We start from the raw sequence: 16,368 nt of genomic DNA, 5'->3' as shown, positions 1-16,368 counted from the left end.
CTTCGGCAAAGCACTGGCATGGTAGCCAGCATTCTGGAAATGGCCGGGCCCGACTGGCCGGTGCCGGATTTTTCCACACTGAGCCGCAGACAGAAGACTTTGGCGGTCCAGATATCCGGCCGGCGCGCGTCAGGGCCACTGAATCTGCTGGTGGACAGCACCGGGATCAAGTTTTTGGGCGATGGAGAGTGGCTGGCGCGCAAGCACGGCACGCACCGCAGGCGCCAATACCGCAAGGTCCATCTGGCGATGGACACGGCCACGGGTGATATCCGGGCTGTGGAGTTCACCTCCAGCCGTCACGGTGACAGCCCTGTCCTGCCGGACCTTCTGGATCAGATCCCCCCAGATGAACAGATCGGCACCGTGACTGGCGACGGCGCCTTCGACACCCGACGTTGCCACACCGCGATCCTGGAGCGTGGCGGCACAGCCGTCATCCCGATCCGCAGGAATGGCCGTCTCTGGGAGGAGGACTGCTCTGCCGCCCCTGCGCGCAACGACATCCTGCGGGCAACAAGGCACCTTGGGCGAGCCAACTGGAAGCACTGGTCCGGATATCATGTGCGAAGTCGGATCGAGGCAAGAATGCGCTGTCTCAAATCCTTCGGTGAGCGGATACCCTCACGAGACCCGGACAGACAAACCGCTGAGGTCCACATCCGCATCGCACTCATGAACCGCTTCAATGCACTCGGCACCGCCGATATTGAACGCGTGACCTGAGAAAAAAGGGGTTAGGGGGAAATCTGGACAGCGCAGGATTTCTGCAGCAATGCCGGAGCTATGCACAAAAATGCCCGCCCCCAGGCGTTTGTCACAGCGCGGGGACCAGACTGCGGCCAGCGACAGCCGCATCTGCCGTGTAATCAGACCCGGCGGCAGAAAATTCCGCATGCCGATCTGATAGGCCATATCATCAGGCGAAGTCAGCCGGCAGAGAAGCTCAGTATCGCCATAATCCAGCGCATAGCCAAGCATGGCAGGCCCCATTGAGATCCCTGCCCCTTCGTCCCGGCAGGCATAGATGGTCAAAATGGCCTTAATCGATAGTTTCTGATTTTATGGTAGAATGAGGGTCATACCGCAGCCGAACCGACCTGCGGGTCAATCACCCTGCCCGCTTTCCCCGCAGGTCTCATGCAAAGGGCGGAGCGCGGCTCTGCATCGCTCGACAGCACCGGCGCAGCATGCAAACCTGCCCCACTCCTAACCGGGTCGGACGCGTGATCAACACCAGCCTCTTTGCCGATTTCCTGCACCTTGTGCAGAGCCGCAATTTCTCCACCACGGCGCGGGAGCGCGGGATGTCGCAGTCCACCCTGTCGCGCCGGATCATGCAGCTGGAGGCCTTTGTCGGTGCGCCTTTGTTTGACCGCTCCATCCAGCCGGTCTCTCTGACCGCAGCGGGTGAGAAGCTTCTGCCCATGGCGCAGGATCTGAGTGAGCAGCTCGATCTGATCCGCCAGATCGGCCATCCGGGCAGTCAGGGCGGCACGGAGATTTGCAATATGATCGCGCTGAGCACCCTTGCGATGGAGTTCTTCCCCGGCTGGCTCAGCAGCCATGACCGGCCGGGGCGGCCATGGCGGGTCAATCTGCTGAACACCGAGCCGCTGCTGATCATGAACATCAACAACTTCCTGCGCGGCCAGAGTGAGTTTCTGCTGACCTTCGCGGCAGATCAGGTGGCCGATCTCCATGCGCTGCGGCACCACCGCTATATCGTGCTGGGGGAAGACCGCGCCTGTCCGGTCTCCGCCCCCGGGCCGGACGGCGCGCCGCTCTGGGCGCTTGGGGCGGAAGATCCGGTGCCTTACTGCGCCTATACGAGAGGCAGCTTCTTTCAGCAGGCTCTCGCCCCGGCGATTGAGCGCTTAGGCGCGCGGCTGCGCCCGGTGCGGGATAACTCCATGGCGGCGGTCCTCTATTCCATGGTCCGCCAGGGGCATGGCATGGGCTGGCTGCCCGAGTTGCAAGTCCGGGAAGCCATGGCCACGGGCGGCCTTGTGCGGGCAGGCGGGCCGGAGTTCGACATCCTCTCGGAAATCCGGCTCTACCGCTCTCATAACCTCAGCCGCTATGCCATGGCCTTCTGGAACCGCGTCAGTGCGGGCTATGAGATCCGCCGAAAAGAACTGCGGCTGGCGTGAGATCCGGCCAGCTGTCGAGATCTGCCAGGGCATCATAAAGCGGACCAGCCCAGGACGCGCCCGCGCAGCAGTCGGTGAATTTGTCCCGCATCGCGCCCTCCGGGAAGGGGTGATCGAGCGTGCCGTTAGCCGCCCGCCGCTCGGCCTGCAGCACAGTGCCGTCTGCGAAATGGAGCCGCAGGATATGCGGCAGGCGCTTCCCCGGCGGACAGGCCGCCTCTTCCTGCGGGCTGTAGGAGGTCAGCTCGAGGCATTTCGCCAGCGGGTCATCGCGCAGCCGCAACACGGCCTCAGGGGTGAAATCCGCAAGCTCAGTACGTCCGCGCCGCAGCGCCCGCGCGAGGCAGTAATGCATGGAGAACCGAGCCTCCATTTCATTTTCCGGCAGGCTGTAGGGCAGATTGCGCCGGTTGGCGATGCCGACATGGGTCTCAATCCGGGTGATCCGGTCAGGATCGATCGCATGGCGCGCGCGCAGATCGCCCAGTGCATCAATGATCAGATGCGTTGAGCCGCAGCAGGGATGCAGCTTCGGGGCCAGCCCCACGCTTTCAATGATATGCAGACGGGTGTCGCGGATCTGCTCCACTGCGTAGCCCGGCGTGCCCTCGCCCCGGAACATCTCTGCCAGCCCCTGGGGGCCTTCAAAGGCCTGGGCATGGCCATCCAGACCCGCAATGGCCAGCCGCGCCGCCTCAACGGCGTTACGGGCGGCCAGGCCTGCGTGGAAGGGCTTGGCGGGGGTGCCGAACTGCCCCTTGGTGCCGCAGGCAAAGCTGCAGGCCAGCGTCAGGCTGCGGCGGAGCGCCTCTTCATCCGCGCCCAGAAGCCAGGCAACCCCGGCAGCGGTGCCGACCGAGCCCACGGTCGAGGTGCCATGCCAGCCGGCGGTGTAATGAGCGCCGCCCAGACCCGCGCCAACAAAGGCCTGGGCCTGTAGCGCCACCAGATAGGCATCAATCAGATCGGGCCCGCGGGTCTTTGGCCCCGCCACCGCCAGAAGCGCAGGCAGGATCACCGCTGAGGCGTGGGACATGCCCGGCAGGAAGTTATCATCGAAATCAAGCACATGGGCAGCGGTGGCATTCAGCATAGCGGCAAAGGCCGCATCAGCCGCGCCACCGGTAATCAACGCGGCCGACCCGCTGCCCTGCGGCACGACCGAGGCCGTGCGCTGCACCGTGACATCGCCGCGCCCGGCATAAAGACAGCCCAGAACATCGGCGATGGCCTCAGCCGCCGCCCGCCGTCCCTGGGGACCGGCTGCAAAGCGCCCGGCCTCATGGGCATGAAAAAACCAGCGGGCCATGGCCCCTGCAACAGTCTCAACCTGGGTCATGATCGGTTAATCCAAAAGCGGCAGCAGCCGGTTGAGCAGACGGCCGAATTCAAAGGGGGTGACCACGGCGCCGCGCTCGGTATCGACACGGTGGATCACGATGGCCTGCTGTTCGGGCAGCACCATGCCGTAATGCCCTCCGGCCCCAAGGGCGAAATAGGCGCCTTTGGGCAGCACCACACCGGGCAGGCCGCAGCCCTCACGCTCCAGCCACCACATATAGCCATAGGCCCCATGCGGCCCCGCTTCGCTGTTGCGCAGCGTCATCAGCTGCACCCAGCCTTTGGGCAGCAGCGATTTGCCCTGCCATTCGCCCTGCTGCAGGCAAAGTTGCAGAAAGAGTTGCAGATCACGGCTGCTGAGGCGGAAGGGATAGGCCGGGTGGCGGGACTCGGTGAAAGGCTCAAGCCAGGCGTCGGGCGTCTCTCCGGCGAGAGAGAAATCCTGCATGCCCAGCGGCTCTGCCAGATAGCGCCGGAAGCCTTCCGCCACCGAATGGCCGGTGGCCTGAGCATAGATCGTGCCAAGCGCGTTGAAGTCCCAGTTGTTGTAGCACCAGAAGGTGCCGGGCGCATGGGAGTGACGCTTTTCCTTGATCATCCGCATCCAGTCGGTCTCATAGCCCGCCGGATGATAGATGCCCGAACGGGCCGTCAGCAGATCATAGACCGTGGCGCGGCGCTCAACGGGGCTCAGCCCCTCATTGTCGTCGATCCCAAGCTCTTCGAGGGTTTTACCAAGGTCCATCCGCCCGGCCTCCACCTCAATCCCGATCAGCGCGGCTAGGAAGCTTTTGCGCATCGAATGGCAGAGGAATTTATAGTCCTGCGGCCCGTGCTCCAGCAGCAGGCTGCCCCGCTGCCAAAGACTTAAGGCGGCGGTGGGCTGCTTTTGCAGCGCCTCTTTCAGTTCGGGGGTCATGCCGTCTCTCCCTCCAGCGCCGCGGCAAAGCCTGCGCTGGCCTCCAGAAATTCACGTGTATAGGGGTGTTCGGCCCGGGCGGCGCGCACATCGCCCGAGGTCATTTCTTCGATGATCACCCCGCGCTGCATCATGCCGATGCGCTGACAGATATGGGCGATCACCGCCATATCATGCGAAACAAGCAGATAAGTCAGATTACGTTCGCGCTGCACGTCCTTGAGAAGATTAAGGATTTCCGCCTGGACGGAAACATCCAGCGCCGAGGTCGGCTCATCGAGAAGCAACACCTCCGGCTCCATGATCAGGGCGCGGGCGATGGCCACGCGCTGGCGCTGACCGCCGGACAGCTCATGCGGATAGCGGAAGCGGAACCCCGGCCCGAGGCCCACCTGTTCCAGCACACGAGTGATGCGCTGGTCGTGACTGTCGAACCCATGGATCTGCAAAGGCTCGCGCAGGACCTTGTCGATGATCTTGCGCGGATGAAGCGAGGCATAGGGGTCCTGGAACACCATTTGCACGCGGCGCAGGAAGTCCGGGCCGCGGGCGGCTTTGGGCTGCTCTTTGCCATCAAGGATCACCGAGCCGCTGTAGTGCGGGTTCAGCCCCGCCACGGCGCGCAGCACGGTGGATTTCCCGCAGCCGGACTCGCCGATCAGACCATAGCTTTCGCCGCGCGGGATCGAGAAGGAGACATCGCGCACCACATGATGCTCATCCCCCTCTTCGCCGAAGATCACATTCAGCCCCAGGGTGCCGATGAGAGTGTTCGTCATTGCCCTGCCTCCTGACGAAAGACCGGCCCGTCCAGCCAGGCCGGATCGCGCTGCGGCACGATCAGCCGCTCGGTTTCACGGTCAAGCCGCGGCAGGCTTTGCAGCAGTGCGCGGGTATAGGGGTGACGCGCATTGCGCAGGTTCTTTGCCTCAATCTCTTCGAGAACGCGGCCGGCATACATCACCAGAATGCGGTCACAGAAACTCGCCACCAGGTTCAGGTCGTGGCTGATGAAGATCAGCCCGGTGCCCCGCGCGCTGACGAGTTCATCCAGCACTGAAAGCACCTGGCGGCGCACCGTCACATCGAGGGCTGAGGTCGGCTCATCCGCGATGATGATATCGGGCTCCGGGATCAGCATCATGGCGATCATCACCCGCTGGCCCATGCCGCCTGACAGCTCATGGGGGTAAAGCCCGAAGACGCGTTCGGGATCGCGGATATGCACCGCCTCCAGCATTTCCAGCGCTTTGATCTTTGCGGCGGCCTTCTCGGTCCGGTGATGCACGAGGAAAGCCTCAACAATCTGATCGCCCACCTTCATCAGCGGGTTCAGCGAGAATTTCGGGTCCTGCAGGATCATCGAGATTGAGCGCCCGCGGATTTGACGCATCCGCTTTTCTGAGGCTGCGAGAAGATCCTCGCCGCGGAAGCTCATGCGGTCCGCCGTCACCGTGGCGCTGCCGGGAGTCAGCTTCAGCAGGGCCCGGCCGGTCTGGGATTTCCCCGAGCCGCTTTCGCCCACGATGCCCAGTTTCTCGCGCCCGACGCTGAAAGAGACCCCGCGCACCGCATCGCGGCCGGTGCGGTTTCCGCGGAACCGGATGCGCAGATTTTCGACCTGAAGAAGCGGCTCAGTCATGGCGGGGATCCAGCACATCGCGCAGGCCGTCGCCTGCAAGGTTTACGGCAAGGCTTGTGAGCAGAATGGCAAAGCCGGGCATGGCGGCGACCCACCAGGCGTTCATCATGAACTCGCGCCCCGTTGAGAGCATGGCCCCCCACTCGGGGCTCGGCGGCTGGGCGCCAAGGCCTAAGAAACCAAGGCCGGCAGCCGTCAGAATAACGATGGCCATATTCAGCGTCAGACGCACCACCACCGAGGGCAGACACATCGGCACCACATCTGACCAGAGGATCCGCAGATGCGAGGCCCCCTGCATCCGCATGGCCGCCACATAGTCAGACGAGCGGATGGTCAGCGTCTCAGCCCGCGCAAGCCGCGCAATGGGCGGCCAGGCCGAGAGGGAAAGCGCCACCACCGCATTCTCAATCCCCGGCCCCAGAGCCGTCACGAAGGCCAGCGCAAGGATAAGCGAGGGGAAGGCCAGGAAGATATCGACCACCCGCATCAGCACCAGATCGACCCAGCCACCGAAATAGCCCGCCACCGTGCCGACGATCAGGCCCACCGGCCCCACGATCACGGCAGTCAGCACGGCAATGTAAAGCGTGATCCGCGTGCCGTAGAGGATCCGGGAGAGGATATCGCGACCGAGTTCATCGGTGCCGAAAAGATGCAAAGAGGAGGGCGGCTGAAGCCGCTTGCTCAGATCCTGCAGCATGGGATCATGCGGCGCGATTACCGGAGCCAGCAGGGCGACCAGCCCGAGAAACAGAAGAAAGAGGGCCCCCGCCAGGGCCGAGCGATTGGCGCAGAAGCGGCGCAGACCAGCAAGCGCCTGCTGCGCCCGGGCCTGAGCGCCCGAGGTCGGAACGGGGGCGGTGATCCAGGCGCGGAAGCCCTGAGTTTGAGGCTGATGTGACATGGCTTTGCCCTCAGCGCGTGCGCGGATCAAGGACGCGGTAAAGCACGTCGCAGATCAGGTTGATGGTCACAAAGATGATGCCCACGATCAGCGTGCAGCCCACCACGGCATTCATATCCCCCGCCAGCAGCGCGGTCGTGAGATAGCGGCCAAACCCCGGCCAGGCGAAAACCGTCTCGGTCAGAACAGCACCCTCCAGAAGGAAGGCGTAAGAGAGCGCCACCACGGTCAGCACCTGCACCGCGATATTGCGGAAGGCATGGCGCCAGACGGTGCGCCGCCAGGACAGGCCTTTGACGCGGGCGGTGATGACATATTCCTGGCTCAGCTGCGCGGCCATGAAGCTGCGCGTCATGCGGCTGATATAGGTCATGCCCCCAAAGGCGAGGATCGAGGCCGGCAGCACGATATGCGAAACGGCATTGCGGAAGGCCTCCCAGTTGCCGGTCATCGCCGTGTCGATCAGCAGAAATCCGGTCCGGGTCTCGACGCTGTATTCATAGACAAAGCCGATGCGTCCCGGCCCTGATACCCAGCCAAGGCCCGCGTAAAACACCATCAGCCCCATCAGCCCGAGCCAGAAGTTCGGCGCGGAATAGCCGATCAGGCAGAGCGTGCGGACGGTGTGGTCGATCCAGCTGTTGGCATACATGGCCGAGATCACGCCCAGCGGCACCCCAAGCCCGGTCCCAAGGATCATCGCCACCGTGGCAAGCTCGACCGTCGCCGGAAAGACCCGGCCGATATCTTCCATCACCGGCCGCCCCGAGGTCAGGGCATTGCCCAGATCCAGCGTCACGGCTTTGCTCAGATAGCTGATGAACTGATGGAGCAGCGGCTGGTCGAGGCCCAGCTCGCGGTAGACCTTGTCATAGGCCTCCTGGGTGGCATTCTCGCCGACGATCTTGATCACCGGATCAAGCGGCAGCATGCGGCCGATGAAAAATGTCAGCGCGACCAGCCCCAGAAGTGTGATGCTGACCGAGATTGCCGTGACGCCGATCCGTCGGATCAGCCGCCTGTGCCGCACGGAAAGTCCCGTGCGCTGTCCTGCTGTTTGCATGACCTTGCCCTTTCTGCGGGGGTGCCGGCGGATTTTCCGCCGACACCCGGGTTCACTCCGGCAGACCGGGATTACTTCGAGATATTGCCGTAGAAGGCGCGCAGACCGATGTCGGTCCAGCCGCTGATGGACTTGCGCCAGGCGACGTTCTGGGTGGTCTGGAAGATGTAGACCTGGGGGCCGTCCTGGAACTGGTCGCGCTGCATCTGCAGATACATCTCTTCGCGTTTGGCCGGATCACGCTCGGCCAGGGCAGCCAGAACGCGGGCGTTGTAGTCTTCCGAGAAATAGGCCGACCGCCAGCTGGGATACTGGGTCAGTTTCTTCTCAAAGGCATTGTCGGGGTTGTAGAAATGGCGCGAGGCCATGCCATGGGCGTCATTGACCGAGGTCTGCCAGCTCATGATGCCCATATCGAATTCACGCCCCCGCACCTTGGCGAAAAGCTGGGCATTGGCCATGCGCTCGACGGTGACGTCGAGGCCGACCTGAGCCGCATTCTGCTGGAAGTGCTGCGCAAGCGGCATCGAATAGGGATGGGTGCCCAGGATCAGCGAGAATTTGGTCCCCGGCTGAATACCGGCCTCTTCCAGCAGCGCCTTTGCCTTGGCGATATCGAGGGTGAAGGGTGCGCCCTCGGCCTCATCCAGCGCGCCGAAAGCGCCGACCTGAACCGGGGTCTGACGTTTGATCCCGATGTTTTTCAGGAACGACCCCATCATAGCGTCGTAGTCGAGCAGATAGCGCAGCGCGAGGCGCACTTTGGGATCGGCAAAGAGCGGATTGCCGTGGTTCAGCGCCAGATAGGTGATCTGCGGCTTCGGCGTGGTTTTGACCGAGATATCGGGATTGGCGCGCACGGCCTCGATGTCTTCGGGGGTCAGGTCGCGGGCGATGTCGAGATCGCCCTTTTCCAGCATCAGACGCTGGGTGGCGGCTTCAGCCACATGGCGCACAACAATGGTTTTCAGCGGCGGCTTCTCGCCCCAGTAATCCTCATTGCGCTCAAGGATCACCACCTCACCGGGGTTCCAGCGGGCGAGTTTATAGGGGCCCACGCATTCGGTGCGGGTCGCCAGGTATTTATTGCCCAGATCGCCGTCGACCTGATTGGCCTCCAGAACCTGGCGGTCGAGCGCGATGGCAATGGGATAGACCGCGATGGCCTGGAGAAGGAGCGAAGTCGGATAAGCCTGATCGAACTCCAGCACCAGCGTGGTGGCATCGGGCGCGGTGATGCGGCTTTCGACGTTTTCTTTGGTGAAGCCGTATTCCGTGAGCGCAGCGGAGGCGCCGAGGCCGATTTTCACCACACGCTGCAGCGACCAGGCCATCTCGGCAGCTGTGGCGGCATTGCCGGAGGGGAACTTCAGACCTTCGCGGATTTTGAAGGTCAGGGTCTTGCCGTCTTCGGAGACGGAATAGCTCTCCGCCATGCCCGGCAGGATATTGGCCGGGTCTGCCGGGTCATATTCCATCAGCCGGTCGCAGGTATTGGCGATCAGCTCAATGGTGACCACTTCGCCGATCTGCGCCGGGTCAAAGGTCGAGATCGCATCGATGTTCCACGCCATGACCAGAGCATCTTTCGGCGTGGCGGCCAGAGCCACCCCGCTGAGGGCACTGGCCGCCGTCAGGGCAGCGAGGGAGGACAAAAGGCGGTTACGCAGTTTCATTCCATCCGTCTCCTTGTTGGTATTGTTATGTTTTTTATTATTTTCAGAGGTCCGCCGGACGCGGCTGCAGCGGCGGTTTGACGTCGCCCGGGATCGGGCATTGATAGGACGAGGCCGCGAGCCTTGCATCGAGATCGGCGCGGGCACGGCTGAGAAGATCGGGCTTGGTCAGGCAGTCCTGTGCAGTGGCGGCCATAACTTTCGCCACATAGACCATGGCCTTATGCGCGGCCGGGGTCTTGCCCTGGGCCGTCACCTGCCAGGAATGGCCCGGCGTGCCGATGGCGATGGTGGCAGCATGGGCCTGAACCGTCGGGACGATCCATGAGACATCGCCCACATCGGTCGAGCCGATCATCGGCTCGCGGCGGGTGTCGCGCGGCACGATGAAGTCGGCCAGCGCCTTGCCGGGCTGCGGCGCCATCCCGATCGAGCGCCAGGCATTGGCGATATCGGCGGGCTGCAGCGTGGCCTGGATCTTTGCGGCAAACTCACGATCCGCCTCATCGTAATCCGGCGTGCCCAGGCGCTCAAAATTGGCCTGCATGGCCTCTTCCAGCGGCGGGTTCGGCAGAAGGTTCGACACCGCGCTCATGGTGGAGATCGAGACTTCCGTGTCGGTCATCATCGCCGCGCCATGCGCAATGCGCTGCACCCGGGCGATCAGATCAAACATGCCCGGCAGGTCCGGCGAGCGAATGGCGAAGCGCAGCTTGGCTTTCGCCTGAACCACGTTGGGGGCCACGCCGCCGGCATCCAGGAAGGCATAGTGAATGCGGCTTTCCTGGGGGATATGCTCGCGCAGATACTGCACGCCCGTGCACATCAGCTGCGCCGCATCGAGCGCCGATCGGCCCAGATGCGGCGAGGCGGCGGCATGGCTCGCACGGCCGGTGAATTCAAAATCCATCCGCGTATTGGCCAGCGAGAGTGCAGGCGCGACCTCATTGAAGCAGGAGGGGTGCCAGGTGATCGCGGCCCCTACCCCCTCAAAGGCCCCGTCGCGGGCCATGAAGCTCTTTGCCGCGCCGCCCTCTTCCGCCGGGCAGCCGTAATAGCGGACCCGACCGGGGGTGCCGGTCTCTGCCAGCCAGTCTTTCAGCGCACAGGCCGCCAGCAGCGCCGCAGAGCCGAGCAGGTTGTGGCCGCAGCCATGTCCCTGACCATTTCCGGGCAGCGGACGCGGCTCTGCCACACCGGCTTCCTGGCTCAGACCCGGCAGGGCGTCATATTCGCCAAGAAAGGCGATGATCGGGCCACCCTCACCGGCCTCACCGATCACTGCGGTGGGGATACCGGCGACATTCTCGGTCACGCGGAAGCCTTTTTCGCGCAGCATCGCCGTGTGCTCCGCGACCGAGCGGTATTCGGTGTAGCAGATCTCAGGCATGCCCCAGACGCGGTCGGACAGGCCGATCAGATCCGGTGCGTGTTCGTCCACCTGGGCAAAAATATCGGGTTCATTGCGCATAAACTGTTCCTTCAAAGATCTTTGCTGAGGACTTCGGCCAGGCGGCCGAAAACCTGGCGGATGTGGTCTGCCCGCAGGAAACCGTGCCCGGCATGCGCGATCCGCAGGAAGTCGCAGCGCCGGCCAAGGCCGAAGAGCACGGAATGGATCGTCTCGCTTTCCCCCGGCGGCACGCGAGGGTCGCGGTCGGCATGCACGAGCAGCAGGGGGGCGCGGATGTTTGCGGCCTGGAAGATCGGCGAGATGCGCTCCAGAAGCGCGCGGTCGGCAATGGGATCGCCATATTCCGCCACGCGAAGCTGCCGCGCCCAGGGGCCGGTGGCGAGCAGATGGGTGAAGAAGTTGCCAATACCGTAGAAGTTGATCCCGAGTGTCCAGTCCTCAGGCCGCTCGGTCAGCGCCGCCATCACCATCCAGCCACCGTAGGAGCGCCCGTAGATGGCGCAATGGGCCGGATCGATCTGTCCTACCTGCACCAGATGCGCGCGCAGCGCGGTGACATCAGCCAGCGCATCATGGCGCTTCTCGCGGTCATCAAGGGCATGGAAGCGCCGCCCGTATCCGGTTGAGCCGCGCACGTTCGGGGCCACGACCGCAATGCCCTGTTGCAGCATCCACTGCACATCGCCCCGGTAGTCCGGGCGATACTGCATCTCGGGGCCGCCATGGATCAGAAAGACCACCGGCCAGCCGGCTTCGGGCTGCTCCCCTTCGGGGCGGTAGAAGAAATAGGGGATCCTCTCGCCATCAAAGCTGCTGAAGGCGCAGGTCTCAGGCATCAGACCCTCTGGCGCTTCGCCCAGGATCATCTCAGGGGCAGAGCCGTCGAGCGGGATCCACCAGAGCGCGCCGGGGCTGCGCGGTGAGGTGAGACAGCAGAGCAGCCTTGTGCCATCCCCCGGCAGGCTCAGGCCCGAGACCACGCCCTCAAAGGGCAGCGCCAGCGGGCGGGTTGCACCATCTGCAAGGTCCAGGAGCAGCAGGCGGCTGTAGCCCTCCTCATTCACTGCCACGACGGCGCGGTCCTGAGCGGGCGTCAGGGCGAAGGCATCCAGATCCCGGCCCGGGACCGAGAGGAGGCACTCCCCCGCCCAGCCCCCGTCCTCAAAGCGCCAGAGCGCCATGTGATCGCCCTGATAGTCACAAAGCGCGAGGCCGCCCCCTGCCTTCAGGAAGCGCGCCGAAGTAACCTTCACCCGGTGATCGGCCTGCAGAACGGGGCGGCAGCTGCCGTCTGTCAGCGAGACGATGGCCATCTGATGATCGCTGGCCGCGCCGGTCATCAGACGGGTCAGCACCTCGGTGCCATCGGGGGAGAAGGCGATTGCCTCCTGATGGCCCAGACCTGCGCTCAACCCCGTGACGGATCCGTCTGAAAGGGCCATCACCTTCAGATCCAGCATATCCTTTGCGTCGCTGTTAGATGTGAAGGCAATGCGGTCCGCAGCGGGAGCCCATGCCCCCCACATATGCACCGTCATCGGATCTTCGGTCAGCGGGCGGACGGTGCCCCCCGCCACATCGAGCAGAAAGAGCTGCCAGCGCTCATCCCCGCCGATGCAGGAGGTAAAGAGGATCTGCCCCCCGAGCGGCGACCAGGCAAAGCTGTTCACCGGCTCAGGATGTTCGGTCAGCTGCCGCGCGCGGCCTCCCTCCCACAGATGGATCTGCGGCTGGCCGCTCTCTGTTGAGAGATAGGCGATGGCCTGGCCTTTGGGGTCCTGGGCCGGGGCGCTGCGGTGCGGGCGCAGCATCCAGGCGTCGATGGAGGTGAACTCAGTCATGGGGGACTTCGCTTATCTGATCGGCCAGCCGGGTTGTGGCGTCGCGCAGGGCGGCGACCATCTCCGGCGTGCTGGTGTGATTGGAGAGCGTGACGATCTGAAAGCCCGCCTCAGGCCAGGCTTTATGCAGCTCCCAGGCAGAGCGGACCGGCGTGGTCATGTCATAGCGCGCCTGCACGATCTCTGCCGGGATATGCCGGATGCGGTCGACGCCTGCGAGCAGCGCCCCTTCCGGCAGGAAAGCCCTGTTCAGGCAGTAGGCCGTAAACAGCCGCGCAACCGGCAGATATTTCTCAGGTGAAGAGAGCAGATTGGCGATATGGGCCTCATCCGGCTCAAAGGTCTGGGTGCGGGCTGAGAAATTCCTCAGATGCCAGGCGGCGCGTTCTGCAACGCCCGGTTCCTCAGAGGTCAGCCGCCGGAAATAGGCCGCGGGCAGATCATCGCGCTCTTCCGGGCTGACATGGCCTGCAAAAACCTCCCAGTGGTCGGGAAAGACATGGCGCACGCCGTGAAACCACCAGTCCACATCCTGAGCACCGGCCAGAAAAATCCCATGGAGCCGCAGGGCTGAGACCCGTTCCGGACAGGCCTGAGCATAGGCCAGCGCGAGGGTGCTGCCCCAGGAGCCGCCGATGACAAACCAGCGCTCAAAGCCCATTAGTTCGCGGATCGCTTCGAGATCAGAAATCAGATGCGCGGTCGTATTGGCCTCAAGTGAAGCAAGCGGCGTCGACTTCCCGCAACCGCGCTGGTCAAAGAGCACCACGTCATGACGCTCAGGGTCGAGCGTATTCAATGCGCTGCGAACCAGCCCTGCTCCGGGACCGCCATGGAGAATGACGGTCGGAACCCCGCCCCTGCGCCCGTGACGTTCAATGTGTAATTCGTGGCCGGAGTCGCGCGACAGGCGCAGCGTCTCACATTCGGCTTGCGTCATTCCTGGCCCCTCTCAAGGAAGTTCTGCTGAGCTTCAGAAAGGATAGGGGAGACGTCTAATGCAAATATCGGATGGTTCATCCGTTTTTTGCATAGATCAGGCAATGGTTGAGGGATCAGCCTGATCTTTCCAGTTCGACAGATCAGTCAAAAAGCTAAGGTTTTACGGGTCGAGTTGTCTGATTTTCTCAGTTCTTTGCAGGATTTTGGGTGAGGACTTTCTGTTGTGTCGTGAGACTAGTTCAGAAACCTGTCCGGCTTAAGGCTCAAAACTTGAGCATCTTTGGCTGAAGTTCCGGCAGGATTGGTGCGAGCCTCACAGGGCTTTCCACGTCAGCCTTGAGGGCTCTCGGTTGTCATCTGTAGTTAGGGTGACACTATATATGTCACCCTATAAAGAAAGCCGGATCCTCTCTTCTTTCTTCTTTTATCTTCTTTCTTCATGCCCGTTTTGGGCCAATGAAATAAGGCTTTTTTGACGCTAACCCGTAGTTTTTGCTCGGAAAACCGTAGTTTTTGCTCGGAAAAACGGGGGTAAACCGTAGTTTTTGCTCGGGTAGCCGTAGTTTTTGCTCGGCAGTGGGGGTGAAAATTCTTATCCGTAGTTTTTGCTCGGCAAAACCGTAGTTTTGAGGTCTGCCGGGCAGTGCTTCGTCAATAAAACAAGGGATTTTCCAACATCTCTCCGAGCAAAAACTACGGGTTTAAGCAGTCTCGGGGCGGACTTCCGAGCAAAAACTACGGGTTCCGCTTCGCTTGTGCCCCTCTCATTCCGTAGCTATCCTGTATTGGTAAAACTACGGTTCAGACGTGTCCGAGAAAAACATCATCCTCACACTGGAGCAGCGGCCTGAGCGTGGGGAAATGCTCAAGGCTTCTGAGCTGATTGAGATCTATGGGGCGGAAAAGCTGCCTCTGAATGCGCGCCGCATCTATAACCTTCTTCTGCACCATGCGCATGGCCCGGATATGGCGAAGCCGCACCATAAATTCCGGGTGCCGCTGTCAGAGCTGAAATATGCCGATGAAGGGAAAGGGCGCGTGCGCAAACATGTGCTTGATCTGATGAGTACCTTCATCTCCTTCACCCATCTGGATCGCAACGAAGATGATCTGATACCGCTCCTAGGCTATTCAACCATCGGCCGCGATGAAGAGAGCGGCTATCTGACCTATGAATTCGACCCCCGGCTGGTGGCCATACTCTCAGACAGCCAGATCTTCGCAAAGCTGCAGCTTGATGTGATCCGGGCGATGTCGAGCAAATATGCGCTGGCGCTTTACGAACTGATCGCCAAGCGCGCACGGCTTTCCTACGTCCACTCCGAGACCTTCCCGCTGGAGCAGTTCCGCCTGCTGCTGGGGGTCCCTGCGGGTAAGCTCGATACCTATTCCAACCTGCTGAAATTCGCGATCACGCCCGCCGTGGATGAGGTGAACAAGCTTGCGGACTTCAGCGTCGCTTTTGAACCGGTGAAAGTCGGGCGCAAGGTTGAGGCGATTACGCTGGCATGGTCCATGAAGGACATCGACGGTCGGCGGCTGGCCTATTCCACCCTGCATGAGCCTGATGATGAAGAGATGTCTGCCTGAGATGGGCGATGATCTGCTCATCAGGATTGGGGCTCATACCTTTTTCCCAACCCACCGGATATGTAGTTTTCTGGCTGGACAAATAAAAAGATCGGCGCTGCTGCATGGTCTCAGAATTTGTAGTAATTGCTGTAGCAGGCGACGAATTCGCCCACGCCTTTTGCCAGGCATCAGTAACATCAGTGTCTGCAGGTTCGCAGCTCAGATGAAATTGTGTGGCTGCAGGGCGGGATGTCGGATGAAGAGGTTTCCAAAAATGCCGTGTTTTTGGTTAAGACCAGATATGGTAAACCTTTGAAAGGTTTGCTGCGGCACCCGGGACGCTGAATGCGCATCCATGGGCAGGTTGATGAGATATTTATATCAAGATGTGGAGAAACACTTGATCTACCCGGTGGTACTTTGCGGCGGGGCGGGGACCCGCCTTTGGCCTTTGTCGCGCAAGGGGTTTCCCAAGCAGTTCTCGCGGCTGACCGATCCGCAAAAGAGCCTCTTTGAGGCGACGCTCTCGCGGCTGCAGGGCCCGGATTTTGCCGAAGCCCTGGTGGTGACCGGCCCCGATTTCCGTTTCCTGGTGGCAGAGCAGATGCAGGCGGCCGGAAGCAAAGGCCGCATCCTGCTGGAGCCTGCGGCACGCAACACAGCACCTGCGATCCTCGCGGCGGCGCTGCATCTGGCGCAAAGCGACCCGGAGGCGCTGATCCTTGTGGCCCCTTCAGATCATGTGATCCCCGACACCGCCGCCTTTCAGACCGCGGTGCGCAGCGGGGTTCCTGCGGCCGAGGCCGGGCGGCTGGTCACTTTCGGCATCACCCCCACCGCGCCCGAGACGGGCTATGGCTGGCTGGAATGCGAAGGCCCTGCCACGACGGATCCGGTG

General features: G+C 62.4%; 14 protein-coding genes. 4 read left to right on the top strand and 10 right to left on the bottom strand.

Going from position 1 to position 16,368, the window contains the following annotated elements; all coding sequences use genetic code 11:
- The coding region (locus EP867_RS17310) for an IS5 family transposase (protein ID WP_128490719.1) at positions 1–726 on the top strand (726 nt) is incomplete at its 5' end.
- 500 nt (positions 727–1,226) lie between these two features.
- Positions 1,227–2,153 (top strand): LysR family transcriptional regulator, encoded by a 927-nt coding sequence (locus tag EP867_RS17305; protein WP_164888926.1) that lies wholly within the window; start codon positions 1,227–1,229, stop codon positions 2,151–2,153.
- Here the strand turns inward: EP867_RS17305 and EP867_RS17300 are convergent.
- The 10 genes from EP867_RS17300 to pip form a co-directional block, all read right to left on the bottom strand.
- Positions 2,107–3,492, bottom strand: coding sequence for an MmgE/PrpD family protein (locus EP867_RS17300; protein WP_128490717.1), 1,386 nt, complete (start codon positions 3,490–3,492; stop codon positions 2,107–2,109). The two genes, EP867_RS17305 and EP867_RS17300, sit on opposite strands and share 47 nt — an antisense overlap.
- Positions 3,493–3,498: 6 nt before the next feature.
- A complete protein-coding gene (locus EP867_RS17295; protein ID WP_128490716.1) occupies positions 3,499–4,413 on the bottom strand; it encodes a serine hydrolase domain-containing protein in 915 nt (304 codons plus the stop codon).
- Positions 4,410–5,192, bottom strand: a complete 783-nt coding sequence (locus EP867_RS17290) for an ABC transporter ATP-binding protein (protein ID WP_128490715.1) — start codon at positions 5,190–5,192, stop codon at positions 4,410–4,412. The genes EP867_RS17295 and EP867_RS17290 overlap by 4 nt, the downstream gene beginning before the upstream one ends.
- Positions 5,189–6,055, bottom strand: coding sequence for an ABC transporter ATP-binding protein (locus EP867_RS17285; RefSeq protein WP_128490714.1), 867 nt, complete (start codon positions 6,053–6,055; stop codon positions 5,189–5,191). The genes EP867_RS17290 and EP867_RS17285 overlap by 4 nt, the downstream gene beginning before the upstream one ends.
- Complete coding sequence (locus EP867_RS17280; RefSeq protein WP_128490713.1) at positions 6,048–6,962, bottom strand: ABC transporter permease; 915 nt, start codon at positions 6,960–6,962, stop codon at positions 6,048–6,050. Before EP867_RS17280 ends, EP867_RS17285 begins: the two co-directional genes overlap by 8 nt.
- 10 nt (positions 6,963–6,972) lie before the next feature.
- Complete coding sequence (locus EP867_RS17275; RefSeq protein ID WP_128490712.1) at positions 6,973–8,025, bottom strand: ABC transporter permease; 1,053 nt, start codon at positions 8,023–8,025, stop codon at positions 6,973–6,975.
- A gap of 71 nt (positions 8,026–8,096) precedes the next feature.
- Positions 8,097–9,701 carry an ABC transporter substrate-binding protein gene (locus tag EP867_RS17270; RefSeq protein WP_128490711.1) on the bottom strand — a complete coding sequence of 535 codons (1,605 nt, stop codon included), beginning with the start codon at positions 9,699–9,701 and terminating at the stop codon, positions 8,097–8,099.
- Positions 9,702–9,744: 43 nt separating this feature from the next.
- Positions 9,745–11,172: a M20 family metallopeptidase gene (locus EP867_RS17265; RefSeq protein ID WP_128490710.1), complete on the bottom strand. Its 1,428-nt coding sequence runs from the start codon at positions 11,170–11,172 to the stop codon at positions 9,745–9,747.
- Positions 11,173–11,183: 11 nt separating this feature from the next.
- Entirely contained in the window at positions 11,184–12,956 is a 1,773-nt protein-coding gene (locus EP867_RS17260; RefSeq protein ID WP_128490709.1) for a S9 family peptidase, read from the bottom strand.
- Positions 12,949–13,896, bottom strand: coding sequence for a prolyl aminopeptidase (gene pip, locus EP867_RS17255; RefSeq protein WP_128490708.1), 948 nt, complete (start codon positions 13,894–13,896; stop codon positions 12,949–12,951). Before pip ends, EP867_RS17260 begins: the two co-directional genes overlap by 8 nt.
- An 863-nt stretch (positions 13,897–14,759) precedes the next feature.
- Between pip and EP867_RS17250 the strand changes: the two genes are divergently transcribed.
- A complete protein-coding gene (locus EP867_RS17250) occupies positions 14,760–15,488 on the top strand; it encodes a replication initiation protein (protein WP_128490707.1) in 729 nt (242 codons plus the stop codon).
- Between the two features lie 382 nt (positions 15,489–15,870).
- The coding region (locus EP867_RS17245) for a sugar phosphate nucleotidyltransferase (protein ID WP_174722351.1) at positions 15,871–16,368 on the top strand (498 nt) is incomplete at its 3' end.

Source organism: Falsigemmobacter intermedius (assembly GCF_004054105.1).
GTDB classification, from domain to species: domain Bacteria; phylum Pseudomonadota; class Alphaproteobacteria; order Rhodobacterales; family Rhodobacteraceae; genus Wagnerdoeblera; species Wagnerdoeblera intermedia.
This window is presented reverse-complemented; position numbering and strand designations above follow the sequence as displayed.

What these genes read in the sequence shown, in the direction of transcription:
- EP867_RS17300 (WP_128490717.1), bottom strand. Translation starts at nt 3,492, where the DNA reads ATGACCCAGGTTGAGACTGTTGCAGGGGCCATGGCCCGCTGGTTTTTT.
- EP867_RS17295 (WP_128490716.1), bottom strand. Translation starts at nt 4,413, where the DNA reads ATGACCCCCGAACTGAAAGAGGCGCTGCAAAAGCAGCCCACCGCCGCC.
- EP867_RS17290 (WP_128490715.1), bottom strand. Translation starts at nt 5,192, where the DNA reads ATGACGAACACTCTCATCGGCACCCTGGGGCTGAATGTGATCTTCGGC.
- EP867_RS17285 (WP_128490714.1), bottom strand. Translation starts at nt 6,055, where the DNA reads ATGACTGAGCCGCTTCTTCAGGTCGAAAATCTGCGCATCCGGTTCCGC.
- EP867_RS17280 (WP_128490713.1), bottom strand. Translation starts at nt 6,962, where the DNA reads ATGTCACATCAGCCTCAAACTCAGGGCTTCCGCGCCTGGATCACCGCC.
- EP867_RS17275 (WP_128490712.1), bottom strand. Translation starts at nt 8,025, where the DNA reads ATGCAAACAGCAGGACAGCGCACGGGACTTTCCGTGCGGCACAGGCGG.
- EP867_RS17270 (WP_128490711.1), bottom strand. Translation starts at nt 9,701, where the DNA reads ATGAAACTGCGTAACCGCCTTTTGTCCTCCCTCGCTGCCCTGACGGCG.
- EP867_RS17265 (WP_128490710.1), bottom strand. Translation starts at nt 11,172, where the DNA reads ATGCGCAATGAACCCGATATTTTTGCCCAGGTGGACGAACACGCACCG.
- EP867_RS17260 (WP_128490709.1), bottom strand. Translation starts at nt 12,956, where the DNA reads ATGACTGAGTTCACCTCCATCGACGCCTGGATGCTGCGCCCGCACCGC.
- pip (WP_128490708.1), bottom strand. Translation starts at nt 13,896, where the DNA reads ATGACGCAAGCCGAATGTGAGACGCTGCGCCTGTCGCGCGACTCCGGC.
- EP867_RS17250 (WP_128490707.1), top strand. Translation starts at nt 14,760, where the DNA reads ATGCTCAAGGCTTCTGAGCTGATTGAGATCTATGGGGCGGAAAAGCTG.